Origin of the sequence: Clostridium disporicum (assembly GCF_001405015.1) — a bacterium.
Lineage (GTDB): Bacteria > Bacillota > Clostridia > Clostridiales > Clostridiaceae > Clostridium > Clostridium disporicum_B.
In genome coordinates this window covers 12,538-25,667 of record NZ_CYZX01000001.1, presented here as the reverse complement: position 1 = coordinate 25,667, position 13,130 = coordinate 12,538, and the positions used below count along the sequence as shown (strand labels likewise).

General features: G+C 28.7%; 14 protein-coding genes. All 14 read right to left on the bottom strand.

Translation table 11 applies throughout. The annotated features are described in order from the left end of the window. Nucleotides 1-121: 121 nt before the first annotated feature. Nucleotides 122-1,405, bottom strand: coding sequence for a DUF2812 domain-containing protein (locus tag ARA56_RS00120; protein WP_055262698.1), 1,284 nt, complete (start codon nt 1,403-1,405; stop codon nt 122-124). Between the two features lie 347 nt (nt 1,406-1,752). Beyond that, nucleotides 1,753-2,667 carry an ATP-binding cassette domain-containing protein gene (locus tag ARA56_RS00115; RefSeq protein WP_055262696.1) on the bottom strand — a complete coding sequence of 305 codons (915 nt, stop codon included), beginning with the start codon at nt 2,665-2,667 and terminating at the stop codon, nt 1,753-1,755. Beyond that, nucleotides 2,660-3,685, bottom strand: coding sequence for an ABC transporter ATP-binding protein (locus tag ARA56_RS00110; RefSeq protein WP_055262694.1), 1,026 nt, complete (start codon nt 3,683-3,685; stop codon nt 2,660-2,662). Before ARA56_RS00110 ends, ARA56_RS00115 begins: the two co-directional genes overlap by 8 nt. A 53-nt stretch (nt 3,686-3,738) precedes the next feature. Continuing rightward, nucleotides 3,739-5,304, bottom strand: a complete 1,566-nt coding sequence (locus ARA56_RS00105; RefSeq protein ID WP_055262692.1) for an ABC transporter substrate-binding protein — start codon at nt 5,302-5,304, stop codon at nt 3,739-3,741. A gap of 15 nt (nt 5,305-5,319) precedes the next feature. Next, nucleotides 5,320-6,222, bottom strand: coding sequence for an ABC transporter permease (locus ARA56_RS00100; RefSeq protein ID WP_055262690.1), 903 nt, complete (start codon nt 6,220-6,222; stop codon nt 5,320-5,322). Then, nucleotides 6,209-7,192, bottom strand: a complete 984-nt coding sequence (locus ARA56_RS00095) for an ABC transporter permease (RefSeq protein WP_055262688.1) — start codon at nt 7,190-7,192, stop codon at nt 6,209-6,211. Before ARA56_RS00095 ends, ARA56_RS00100 begins: the two co-directional genes overlap by 14 nt. Nucleotides 7,193-7,455: 263 nt before the next feature. Continuing rightward, a complete protein-coding gene (locus ARA56_RS00090) occupies nt 7,456-8,148 on the bottom strand; it encodes an urease accessory protein UreF (RefSeq protein WP_055262686.1) in 693 nt (230 codons plus the stop codon). A 1-nt stretch (nt 8,149) separates the two neighbouring features. Beyond that, on the bottom strand, nt 8,150-8,605 hold the full coding sequence (locus ARA56_RS00085; RefSeq protein WP_032118343.1) for an urease accessory protein UreE: 456 nt from the start codon (nt 8,603-8,605) through the stop codon (nt 8,150-8,152). Nucleotides 8,606-8,638: 33 nt separating this feature from the next. Further along, a complete protein-coding gene (locus ARA56_RS00080; RefSeq protein ID WP_242855818.1) occupies nt 8,639-9,484 on the bottom strand; it encodes an urease accessory protein UreD in 846 nt (281 codons plus the stop codon). A gap of 1 nt (nt 9,485) precedes the next feature. Next, entirely contained in the window at nt 9,486-10,097 is a 612-nt protein-coding gene (gene ureG / locus ARA56_RS00075) for an urease accessory protein UreG (RefSeq protein WP_172675723.1), read from the bottom strand. 83 nt (nt 10,098-10,180) lie between these two features. Further along, nucleotides 10,181-10,414: an urease accessory protein UreE gene (locus ARA56_RS00070; RefSeq protein WP_051986857.1), complete on the bottom strand. Its 234-nt coding sequence runs from the start codon at nt 10,412-10,414 to the stop codon at nt 10,181-10,183. A 21-nt stretch (nt 10,415-10,435) separates the two neighbouring features. Further along, nucleotides 10,436-12,151 (bottom strand): urease subunit alpha, encoded by a 1,716-nt coding sequence (gene ureC / locus ARA56_RS00065; protein ID WP_032118341.1) that lies wholly within the window; start codon nt 12,149-12,151, stop codon nt 10,436-10,438. Further along, nucleotides 12,151-12,474, bottom strand: a complete 324-nt coding sequence (locus ARA56_RS00060) for an urease subunit beta (RefSeq protein WP_032118340.1) — start codon at nt 12,472-12,474, stop codon at nt 12,151-12,153. Before ARA56_RS00060 ends, ureC begins: the two co-directional genes overlap by 1 nt. Nucleotides 12,475-12,489: 15 nt before the next feature. Further along, nucleotides 12,490-12,792 (bottom strand): urease subunit gamma, encoded by a 303-nt coding sequence (locus ARA56_RS00055; RefSeq protein ID WP_055262684.1) that lies wholly within the window; start codon nt 12,790-12,792, stop codon nt 12,490-12,492. Between the last annotated feature and the right edge of the window lie 338 nt (nt 12,793-13,130).

The window sequence follows — 13,130 nt, the reverse complement described above, 5'->3', positions numbered from 1 at the left end:
TTCCTCTCCTCCATAACTTTATTCCACTATTTCCTAATTATATTAGTATTTTTTCTTCATTAATTCTGATTAGACATATAAATAATATTCTTTATTACCTATGTTATTATCTAACCTTTAATTAACTCTTACCCAAGAATATTTCTTCATATACTTTATTAATAAATTCTTCCTTATCATATCTATAATTTAAATTTATAAAATCAATTGCCTTGTCTTCTGAAACTAGCATATAAAAATTTCTTTCCTGCAAAGTATATAATGTAACCGCTTCATTATAATTTACTTTTTCAACTGAAGAATTTCCTAAAGTATTTATCCATTTAATTCTATCCTCTAAATACTTGTCCATTATCCATTTATAATTACTTTCAAAGAAATTATAATCAAGATACCCATTACTGCCTTCATCGTAAAACCATAACTGTGATGCAAATGTTCCTTTATTTTCATTAATGTAATTCCTACCAGCGTTAACTGATTTATCATTAAAATCCTCTAAAGTTAAATTTAATTCCTTATTGAGATTATAATTATTATTATAATTTGTATCTTTATGAATATAATTTCTTCCTATTAAGATTGATATTAATAAGACCAATCCAATAATATTAAAAATATCAATTCTCCTTTTCTTTGAAACACTGCCTGAGTTTTTTCCTACTAAATTAATTATTATTAATATTACTAATAAAAACATTGCAACTCCAATTATTTCATTAATACTATTATCTGGAGTTAAAATCCCTAAATAAATTAAAGCAGTAATTCCGCTTACTATTACCACAGTATTAATTACTATTCTAATTTTAGATAACCAATGTATCTTATAAGAAACCTCCTCATTTCTCCTAAGTGATTTCTTCCCTCTAATGTACCAGGTAACAAAGCTTGTAATATGCGTTAATTGATATACTATTATCATTGTAGTGATAATTAACATTATAATTTTATCATCATTGACAATTACATTGACAAATTCATCTGATAATGTAGTAACTGCTAGTAAAAATACAGTTATCAAAGTCATTGAAATATTTTTTAATGACAATTTAGCTATATCTTTAAATTTTTCTTTTTGATTTATTTCTTCATGAACTTCTTCAACACCATCTTCCCTAGAATAAATGTCTATTTCATTGTATCTATAAATCAAATTCCACCCTAATTTATTAGTCCCTCCATTTTTTATTGTGTCTTCAATATTTCTTATTTTATTAGTATCATTTATATCTACCCAATATCTTATTTGAGTTGGATCTATTTTTACAAAGCTTAAAAACTCTCCTTGTATATCCTCAAACTTCCATCCCTTTAAAGCCATCTTCTCTAAATATAACTCTAAACTTCTATACTCATATGGAACAATCTTAAATAATACCTTTTTTCTATTTCCTATTACCAAACCTCTCACCCCTTTTTATACCAAATATATAATCTATTATTCAATATGTAAATTCTTTAAATTTTTACCTTTATAACCATATTATATCATAATTTCTTCCATATTCTACATTATAGTTAAGTTTCACTTGTTCTTTTAGCTACTTATTCTATCTCTCTATTTTTTTAGCATTTCCTTTAATTATTCAAAACCAACCTTATCTTCTTCTAATTGTAAAATATAAATAATATGCTCCCATTATAGTATACAGTTAAAATAATAAAACTGTTCTATAATGGGAGCATATCACAATTGGTTAACTTTTATATTTTCCATTATCAACGCTTATTTAAAACATAGCCTTATATTTAAATAAGCTTATCAATCAAAACAAAGTGTTCTTTACTAACTTCTATCCACTTTGCATCTTCATTGTAATTTTCATTATATTTTATATCGTAATCTTTATTTTTAAATCCATCTTTCTTATTACTAGAATTATCTTCTTGTAAATTAGCTGCTATCAACATTTTAGTATAAGGATGTATTGGGTTAGAATATAATTCATCAGTAGGTGCAACCTCTACTATTTTCCCCTTATAAATCACCGCTATTCTATCACTAATATATCTAACCATAGATAAATCATGAGATATAAAAAGGAAGGTTAAATTATTATTTTTTTTAATTTTCTTAAATAAGTTTATTATTTGTGCTTGCATTGATACATCAAGTGATGCAATAGGTTCATCTGCTATAATAAATTCTGGCTTTGTAGAAATCGCTCTAGCTATACCAACTCTTTGTCTTTGTCCTCCTGAAAGGTCGTATGGATACTTATTTATACTACTTCTATCTAATCCTACAACATCGAGTAAGTCATATACTACTTTCTCTCTCTCCTTTTTACTTTTATACAGCTTTTGAAGTTTCATTGGCTCTTCAATAATATCTTTAACTGTCATTCTAGAATTTAAACAGGATGTAGAATCTTGAAAAATAAATTGTATCTTTTTACTTATTATTTCCCTCTTAATTCTTTTTGATTTTTTATCACTAATAGTGATACCATCATATTTAATCTCTCCACCAGTTATTTTATTAATACCTACTATACTTTTTCCTAATGTAGATTTACCTGAGCCTGATTCCCCTATTAATCCTAAAAACTCACCTTTATAAATATCAAGTGAAACATCATCTATAGCCTTTATTATTTTATTATTATTTAAGGTAAAGTATTGCTTAAGACTTTTTATCTCTAAAAGTTTTTCTTTATTCATTAATATCTAACTTCTCCTCTTTAGCTCTAATTTCCTCTCTTGCTATAGCTGCTTTTGGATGTAGTAACCATGTTGCAGCATAATGACTTTCACTAACTTTAAACATTGGTGGTTCTTCTAAAAAATCTATTACTAATGGATTCTTATTTCTTAATGCAAAAGCATCTCCCTTTGGTGGGTTTAAGAGGCTTGGTGGCATTCCTTCTATAGTCGGTAGATATTCTTTGTCCATATTAAAAGCGGCTATAGATGACATTAATCCTATTGTGTATGGATGAACAGCATTTAAAAATATCTCTTCTTTTTTACCTATTTCAACTATTTTACCTGCATACATTACAGCAATTCTATCTGAAATTCTATTTACCACTTCCATATCATGGGTAATGAATATTATTGAAATATTAGTTTTCATCTGTATTGATTTTATTAAATCTAATATTTTATTCTGCATTATAGAATCTAACGCTGTCGTAGGCTCATCTGCTATTAAAACTTTAGGATTACATGCTAATGCTATAGCAATGGCTATACGTTGTCTCATTCCACCTGAAAATTCATATGGATATTGGTTATATCTACTTTCTGCTTCATCTATTCCCACAAAATCTATTAATTCTATAGCTCGTTTCTTAGCTTCTTTCCTAGTAACCTTATTATGAACTCTAACAGCTTCTGATATTTGTTTTCCTATAGACATAGTAGGATTCAATGATGTCATTGGGTCTTGAAAAATCATAGATATTTCCTTACCTCTTATCTTTGACATCATCTTATCAGTAAGATTACATATATTATTGCCATTTAATAATATATGACCACTTTTTACATATCCATTTTCAGGTAATAATTTTAGTATACTTCTACATAAAACTGATTTTCCGCATCCTGACTCTCCTACAATTGTCAAGATTTCTCCTTTTTTCAAATCAAATGATACATCTCTTACCGCTTTAACTTCGCCATATTTAGTTTTAAAATTCACTTTCAAATTTTTAACTTCAAGCACTGTATCCATTATAAATAATCTCCTATTATTTATTAATATTGATAACTATATAATATATCTTCTTATTTTAAATCCCAATCCTCAACATTCCAGAATATTCCTACTCCATGGTGTCCTAAAACTGTTTCTTTAGTTATTCCTTCTAAATTATTTTTAGCTACATAAATAGAATCAATATATGCTAAAAATGTATAAGGAAGATCTTTTGTCATTTCCTCTTGGAACTCTTTGTAATATTCTAGTCTTTCTTCATAAACATCCGTTTGTCTAGCTTTAGTAAGTAGTTCATCTATCTTTTCATTGGAATATGAATTGTAATTAGCACCTCCATTAGTTGAAAACACCTTATATGTATGGTCATCTGGGTCAAATGGACTTCCCCATCCAATTAAAAATGCGGCTTGGTTTTCCCAATCAATATCAGATTTTACAGTTACCCTTACATCTACTCCTATTTGTTTTAACTCTTGGGCTGCAAAGTTTGCCATATCAATTCTTTCTTGGTCACCTTCCATGCAAACTAGTTCAAAGCTTAATTTTGTTCCATTCTTGCTATATATTCCATCACTTCCAAGCTTCCATCCAGCCTCTTCTAATAATTGCTTAGCTTTTTCTGGATTATACTCAAACTTCTCCATTTCAGAATTATTATATATTCCCATTTGAAGCGGAGAGTAAGCAGCATCACCATATCCTAATAAAATATTATCTACTATGGCTTCTCTATCAATTGCATAGCTTAAAGCATTTGGTAGTTCTCTATTTTCTTTAAATAATGGATAATTAAAATTATACATTATACCTCTATAATCTGAAGTTTTCATTATATCTACTACGAAATTATCATCATTTTTAAATGTTTCAATATCTTTTGGAGTTACTTGAGCTAAATCTAATTCTCCAGACTTTAATTGCATTACTCTTGCCTTTGTATCATTAACTATCTTAAATATGATTTTATCTATATTAGGAGATTTTCTAAAATACTCCTCATTTTTCAGTAATGTAATACCCTGACCTTCATCCCAATTAGCAAATTTGTATGGTCCTGTCCCAATAGGATGTCTATTAAAATCACTTGTCATTATATCTTGGCCTTCTAATATATGCTTAGGAATTATACCTACAGATAAATAATCTAACATTGCAACATTCTTATTTTTTAAGGTTATTTTAACTGTGTAGTCATCTACTATTTCAATATTTGTTATGTCTTCATAATTTGTTGCTATTTCTGAACCGTTATCTGGATTATTAATTGTATCATAAGTAAACTTAACATCTTCAGCTGTAAATGGCTCTCCATCGTGCCATTTAACGTCATCTCTTAAATGAAATGTGTAAGTTAAAGTTGCTTCATCATAATCCCAACTTTTAGCTAATGCTGGAATAATGTTATTATCTTTATCATGAGCTGTTAATCCATTAAATAAAAGTGAATTAATTTCCCCATGTTCAAAAAGTGCTGGATTTATACTGGTATAATCTCCACTTCCATATACTAATACTTTTTCTTTAGCTGTATCATTATTCATATTTTCACTTGCATTATCCTCTATTTTACTTCCGCAACCTATCAGTAAAGATATGGATAATAATAAAGCTGTCACTTTAACTTTTTTTAACATCTAAACCTATCTCCTTTACAGATTATTATACTTTTTAATATTTTTCTTTCTTAAATAATTACCTATATTAGCTATACAAATAAGGGTTACAATTAGAAACAATCCTGGAAATAAAATTACCCACCAAACATTAGATAGTAATGCATTTTGAGCTAGTGATAACATGCTTCCCCAAGATATAATATCTAATGGTAAACCAATCCCTAAAAAGCTAAGCGTGGATTCTGTTGCAATTGCTGATGCAATATTGCTTACTACCATAAACATTATTGATGCCATAAAATTAGGTGCTAAATGTCGTCTCAATATATAGAAAAATCGTCCTCCCATTATTTTAGCTGATAATATATATTCACTATTTCTTACTTGTCTAACTTCACTTCTTACAACTTTTGCAATACTTATCCAACTAACAATTCCTATAACAATGGACATAGATATTGGTGTACTATCCCCTACTATTGATTGCATAAAAATTATTAACAAAATAGAAGGAATACTTAATAATATTTCTATAGCTTTCATCATTAAATTATCTATCCAAGGAGCAGCCATACCACTAATACTTCCATATACCACTCCAATAACTGTTGAAATTATAGTTGAAAAAATTCCTATAAATAACGATACTCTTCCTCCATACCAAATATTTGAAAATATATCTCTTCCCATAGAATCTGTGCCAAAATAAAATGTTTTATTTGGAGGTACATTACTATTAGCTAAATCCATAAACTTCGGATCATGATTCATTATTAATGAAGAGCTTAAACAAGCAATTATTATTATCAATAATATTATTATTGATAAGTAGTGACTCTTGTCTTTTATAGTAAATGAATTTTTATTTACTTTCTCTTCTTTAATATACTTGCTTTTATCTTTAACTATTTTGAAATTATTGCTATGAAGGTTCAAAAGTTTCGCCTCCCTGATAATTCATTCTCGGGTCTATCTTTATATTTATAATTTGAGCTATCATATTTGATATCAATACAATAATACCTGTTATAAGAGATAAAACCATAAGCATATTATAATCATGATATTTAGCACTCTCAAATATAAGAGTTCCTATCCCTGGATAAGAAAAAACCTGCTCAATTACATATGTTCCTGCTAAAATATGTGGTACTGAAATTGCCATAATAGTTATAAATGAGGGCATAATATTTCGTAAACAATGTCTATAAACGACTTGTCTTTTTGTTAGACCTTTTACCTTTGCTAATAATACATAGTCCTCTCTCATCTCTTCTAAAATCTTATTTCTTACCATATATCCGTAATACCACAAATGCCCTATTACTAAAACTACTAATGGTAATATTAAATGTATCATTCTATCAGCTATATCACTTTCATTCCCAATGGAATATGCTCCACTAGTTGGTAAAATGCCTAAATTTACGCCAAATATTAAAATTAATATTAATGCTATCCAAAATGATGGTATACTCGATGTTATATTTCCAATTGTCATTATTATCTTATCAATAAGTTTATCTTCGTGTATGGCACAAAATATTCCTATAATTAAAGCTCCTACAAATGTTAATATGTAAGCTAATCCACCTAAAATAATGGTGTTTTTATATACATCCTTTATAACTGACGTAACATCACGCTTATACTTATATGAAATTCCAAAATCGCCTTTTGCAACGTTTTTAAGCCATTTTCCATATTGAATATATATAGGTTCATTAAGCCCTAATCTATCTCTAGCCTTTTCTTTTTCTTCCATACTCATTCTTTCAACGGCATTTCCATGATAAGCTTTAAGTGGGTCACCTGGAGATAATCTTGAAATGTAAAATACAACTAAAGATAATATAAAAATAGCAATAATACACTGAAATATTTTTCTTAATACAACTTTTATCATTTTTTACTCCTTAAATATTATATTGTCTCTAAGGTCCTCATTTACATTATAGTCATTCAATACCAAATTATTATTTATCCTATCTATTTAATAGAAACTCTTCATGTACTAAGCTTAGTAAAATAATTCAATTTATTAAAAAAACAAACCCCACGTACATTTACGCAGAGTTTATTTAATAAATACTAATCTTTAAATTTATTTTTTAGAATAAATTTTTATCTTAATATTTTTTATTTAGCTTATTATTTATTTCAATAATATTAAGACATAAATAATCTAAACACTAACGTTTCATGATTTATCTGTGACAGCTCAATTCCAGGAGTGTTAGCTCCAAATGAATCAAAATCAAGTTCTTCTATTAGTTTATAGTAGTGATTAAATTTTTCTGAGTATTCTTTAACTAAAAGTTGACCATCTTTTTGACCTAATGGTATTGCTCTAACAGCATTTTGTATTATAGTTGAAACAGTACTGTACATATGTAACTTAATAGCTTCTTCTTTTGACATTTCTAGATCATGCATTAATAATCCAAATACTATTGCTGGATGTCCATATACTTCTTTAGAAGCTATTTTTTTAGCATATATTTTTAAGTTTTCTATTTCATATAGATCTAAATATATCTTTATCATTCTACTAGCAACTAATTTGGCAGCATTTCTAGTTTCTTTTGCAACAGTTTGTGCTATTAATAAGTTATCAATTTCCCAGACCTTATCCACATCACCATTTTCTAATGCTTCATATAACATTCTTATTGCTAATCCATCAGATGTTATAAATTGATGCTTTAAAAATAAATCTACCCACTTACTAAAACTTTTAGCATCATCTATAACATTATTTCTTAAATATGTTTCCATTCCGTAAGAATGGTTAAATGATCCTATAGGAAAGTTAGAATCACATAATTGTAATATCTGTAACATTTTTAAACTCTTATCCATACTAATGCTTATGCTCCATAAAATTAACATGTGTAAAAGCGTTTTTTACTCTTCTATCTTCTCTTGAATAATTGATGTTATCTTTCCTTAATTCATCCTCAACTAAATAATCATATTGAACTATCATAACATCATCTTCAAAATGTGCAGGTAGATGTTTATTTCCTAATTTATGTGCAATATATGCCATTTCAGTTATATCCTTAGGTTTAATAACTAAAACATCTTCGCTTTTAACTTTTACTATAACTAAATTATGACCATCATTAAATAATATATCTCCATCTCTTAATTTCATACCTCTATCTAATGATATTCCATGTTCATGGTTATGATCTGATTTAACTCTTATTATTCTTTTAACTAAATCATCACTATCTATATATATTTTTTCTAAATGATACCCATCTGTACTTTCTAATTCATCTAAATTTCCTAATATCTTTTCAAAAAGCATAGAAAGAACCTCCTTATTTAACTTAATATTTTATTAATACTTACGTATATTTATTGGTTTTAAACCAAATAATTCTTCTCTAAGATAATAGTGCACTGCATCTATTGCCTTTTGAATTTCTTGAGTTAAATTTCCTAAAATTCTTATTATAATGCCATGCTCTTCTAATATGGAAACACCATATTTTATATCTAAATTTAAAGCATCGATAATCTCTCTTGCTTTTTCAACATAATTTTCATTCATATTTTCATTTATAACTACCATTGTGCCAAAATTAATATAACCTTCTAATATCCCAAGTTCAGTTACATCATATTCTCTTGGACTTAATTGTAAATTATCTAACAATAAAAGTTTATTATCTACATAAATCTTATTTCTCATCTTTACAGAATCATATTGGAATTTAGATCCATCCGGTGACCAACCTGATGTTATTCCATCTGTATAAATAAGAGTAGCTTTTTTATCCATGTATATTGTAGTATCTTGATTATACATAGCATTTTTGTACAAAATAACGCTGTCAGAAATATATTCTAAAACTGAGTTCTCTTCCATTTTTATAATAGTTTCTTGACAAGCTGCTTCTCTATTTTTTTCACATTTATACACCTTAGTTGGTGCTTGTGTTGTTATTATCGCTTTAGCATCTTTTTTTACTTCTATTGAATTTTTATATACTTCACCTTCAACATATCCTCCACCTAAGTGAAGTAAAAAATAGCAAGGTGTCTTTTCTCTACCTAAAAATATTGCTGGTGAAACCTTAGATGCTCCTACAAAATGAGATGTAGTTGCAACCGTACCATTAGGTTTATTCTCTAAAACTAACTTTGAATTACCAGCTATTTTATTATTCATATCGTTAATCATATTAACAAATTCCTTCTAATAAACATTTTTCTTTTATCCACTTAATAATAGTTTCTATTCCCTCATCTGTTTTTAAGTTAGTGAATATAAAGTCCTTTTCTCCTCTAAATGTTAATGTATCTTCTCTCATAACATCTAAATTTGCTCCAACATATGGTGCCAAATCTATTTTATTTATAACAAATAAATCACTCTTAATCATACCTTGTCCTGCTTTTCTAGGTATCTTTTCACCTTGAGCAACGTCTATTATGTACATTGAAAAATCAACTAAATCTGGACTAAATGTAGCTGCTAAATTATCTCCGCCGCTTTCAACAAATATTATGTCTAAATTAGTAAATTTATTTTTTAATTCTTCTATAGCTGCAAAATTCATTGAAGCATCTTCTCTTATTGCTGTATGAGGACATCCTCCTGTTTCTACTCCAATAATTCTACCTTCTTCTAATACTGAATTTTCAACCATGAATTTTGCATCTTCTTTTGTATATATGTCATTAGTTATTACAGCTAATTCATAATCTTTTGCCATCTGTCTTGTTACTCTTTCAATTAAAAGAGTTTTTCCTGCACCTACAGGACCTCCAACCCCTATTACTACTGGTCTCATAATAAAATCTCCTTTACTATAATTAGTTAAAAATAATCTAAAATCTCCTAAGGATAAATATAACCTATCCTTAGGAAATTTTTTTAGTGTATATGATCAGAATCAATATCCCTAAAAGCTACTTCTAAACTAACTTCATCTAGCTTATATTCGATATGAGCTGATTTTAATATTTCTTCTATTCTTTCATCATATTGTAATAGCATTTTACCATCTTGAAATTGAGCTGGAAGATGTCTATTCCCTAATGAATGAGCTATCTTACCCATTTCTGCCATAGTATCAGCAGTTACAACAAAAACCTTATATAAAGCCATTTTTCTCTCCATAAATATATCTTAGAATAAGAAGTATCTTTGAGCCATTGGTAATGTCTCTGCTGGCTCACAAGTTATAAGTTCTCCATCAACTGTAACGTCATAAGTTTGAGGATCTACTTCTAACTCAGGCATAGCATCATTAAGTTTCATATCTTTCTTAGTTAAATTTCTAATACCACTTACAGGTAATACTTGTTTTTCTAAACCTAATTTTCCTTTTATGTCATCTTCAAAAGCATATTTTGATACGAATGCAGCAGTAGTTTGTCCTACAGCTTTTCCATGTGCACCAAACATCTTTCTTAACATCTCTGGTTGACATGTTGGAATTGAAGCATTTGATTCTCCCATAACTGAAAGGTTAATCATTCCACCTTTAATTACTACCTTAGGCTTAACTCCAAAGAAAGCAGGTTCCCATAAAACTAAATCCGCCATCTTACCAATTTCTACAGATCCAACATAATCAGATATCCCGTGTGCTATAGCTGGGTTTATTGTATATTTTGCAACGTATCTTCTAAGTCTGTTATTATCGTCATATTCTGAATCATTTGCTAGAGGACCTCTTTGATTCTTCATCTTAGAAGCAGTTTGCCATGTTCTAGAAACAACTTCTCCAATTCTTCCCATAGCCATTGTGTCTGAACTCATGATACTGAATACACCCATATCGTGAAGTATATCTTCTGCAGCAATTGTTTGCTTTCTAATTCTTGAATCAGCAAAAGCTATATCTTCTGGAACTTTGTTATCTAAGTGGTGACAAACCATAAGCATGTCTAAATGTTCAGCTACAGTATTAACTGTATAAGGTTTTGTTGGGTTAGTTGACGCTGGTAATACATTTGGATGTGATGCCATCTTTAATATGTCAGGAGCATGTCCCCCACCAGCACCTTCTGTATGGAATGTATGAATAACTCTTCCACCTATTGCTTTTATAGTGTCTTCAACGAATCCACCTTCATTTAAAGTATCTGTATGTATAGCAACTTGTACATCATACTCATCAGCTGTTCTTAAAGCGTAGTCAATTGCTGATCTAGTTGCACCCCAGTCTTCATGAATCTTTAATCCACAAGCACCAGCTCTTATTTGTTCTGCATTAACTTCAACGTTAGCTCCACTACCTTTTCCAAGAATACCTACGTTTATTGGAAGTGAATCAAAAGATTCTAATATTCTATGAATATGCCATTCACCTGGAGTACAAGTAGTTGCGTTTGTTCCATCGTTAGGGCCTGTCCCACCACCGATTACAGTAGTAATTCCTCCATGTAAAGCTGAGTCTACTAAATCTGGGCTAATAAAGTGAACGTGAGTATCAATTCCTCCAGCAGTTAAGATACATCCTTCCCCTGCTAAAGCTTCAGTACTAACTCCTACTATGAAATCTACATTATCCATTCCATCAGGATTTCCACCTTTACCTATTGCAACGATTTTTCCATCTTTAATACCGATATCAGCTTTATATACTCCTGTATAATCTAAAACAGTAGCTCCTGTGATTATTAAGTCAACAACCTTTGGATTTTTTCTTGTTTCTATTGAGTTTTGACCCATACCATCTCTTAAAGATTTTCCACCACCGAATTTACATTCATCACCATAAACTGTGTAGTCTTTTTCGATCTTTAAGAATAAATCTGTATCTGCAAGTCTAATACTATCTCCTGTAGTTGGTCCAAATAAATCAGAATAATGTTTTCTGTCTATTTCAAAAGCCATTATTTTCTACCTCCTTTAGCTAGGAATCCATCAACTTTATTACATAAACCGTAAACTTTTCTCTTTCCAGCTATATCTATTAAATTAACGATTTTTTCATCACCTGGTTCAAATCTTACAGCAGTACCTGCTGGTATATCTAATCTCTTTCCATATGCAGTTTCTCTATCAAACTCTAATGCATTATTTACTTCATAGAAATGAAAATGAGAACCTATTTGAACTGGTCTGTCACCTCTATTTATAACTTTTAATTCGATTGCTTCAAATCCTTCATTATATTTAATTGGCTCTTCAGCTAATATGTATTCTCCTGGTATCATAATTTAAACCTCCACTTATTGAATAGGATCATGTACTGTTACAAGCTTTGTACCATCTGGGAATGTACATTCAACTTGTATAGTATGAATCATTTCTGGTATTCCTTCCATAACTTGCTCTCTTGTCAGGACTTGTCTACCTTCATTCATAAGAAGTTCTACAGACTTTCCTTCTCTAGCACCTTCCATTATTTCGTCTGTAATAAGTGCTACAGATTCTGGATAATTTAACTTAATTCCTTTTGCTAGTCTTCTTCTAGCAACATCTGCCGCTACAACTATCATTAATTTTTCTTGTTCCTTCATTGATAATCTCATAGCTGTATCCTCCCTCATTATAATTTAAATATCACAATTTTTTGCGACATTTTTTTTATACACCTTTTTTATTTATCATTCAAATTTACACTTTTAACACTTTTTTATTTTTAAAGATTATATATTAAATATTTATCATATGAAAAAGTTTACCTCTTATAAATTTTTTAATTTATCTTTATTTTTCCACATTTTTGGGTAATTTTTTCATGTATTTTTATGTATTTTTCATCTTTTTTAATGAAATTATTATATCGTTTTCAAGTAATAATACTAAAATAAAAAAAAGATCACTACAAAATGATCCAAAAAAATCATTTTGTAACAATCTCTTTTAA

Excerpts from the sequence above, each read along its gene's own strand:
- ARA56_RS00070 (WP_051986857.1), bottom strand. The coding sequence starts at position 10,414 with ATGGCTTTATATAAGGTTTTTGTTGTAACTGCTGATACTATGGCAGAA.
- ARA56_RS00095 (WP_055262688.1), bottom strand. The coding sequence starts at position 7,192 with ATGATAAAAGTTGTATTAAGAAAAATATTTCAGTGTATTATTGCTATT.
- ARA56_RS00110 (WP_055262694.1), bottom strand. The coding sequence starts at position 3,685 with ATGGATACAGTGCTTGAAGTTAAAAATTTGAAAGTGAATTTTAAAACT.
- ARA56_RS00055 (WP_055262684.1), bottom strand. The coding sequence starts at position 12,792 with ATGAGATTATCAATGAAGGAACAAGAAAAATTAATGATAGTTGTAGCG.
- ARA56_RS00115 (WP_055262696.1), bottom strand. The coding sequence starts at position 2,667 with ATGAATAAAGAAAAACTTTTAGAGATAAAAAGTCTTAAGCAATACTTT.
- ARA56_RS00080 (WP_242855818.1), bottom strand. The coding sequence starts at position 9,484 with ATGATTAACGATATGAATAATAAAATAGCTGGTAATTCAAAGTTAGTT.
- ureG (WP_172675723.1), bottom strand. The coding sequence starts at position 10,097 with ATGAGACCAGTAGTAATAGGGGTTGGAGGTCCTGTAGGTGCAGGAAAA.
- ureC (WP_032118341.1), bottom strand. The coding sequence starts at position 12,151 with ATGGCTTTTGAAATAGACAGAAAACATTATTCTGATTTATTTGGACCA.
- ARA56_RS00060 (WP_032118340.1), bottom strand. The coding sequence starts at position 12,474 with ATGATACCAGGAGAATACATATTAGCTGAAGAGCCAATTAAATATAAT.
- ARA56_RS00085 (WP_032118343.1), bottom strand. The coding sequence starts at position 8,605 with ATGCTTTTTGAAAAGATATTAGGAAATTTAGATGAATTAGAAAGTACA.
- ARA56_RS00090 (WP_055262686.1), bottom strand. The coding sequence starts at position 8,148 with ATGGATAAGAGTTTAAAAATGTTACAGATATTACAATTATGTGATTCT.
- ARA56_RS00105 (WP_055262692.1), bottom strand. The coding sequence starts at position 5,304 with ATGTTAAAAAAAGTTAAAGTGACAGCTTTATTATTATCCATATCTTTA.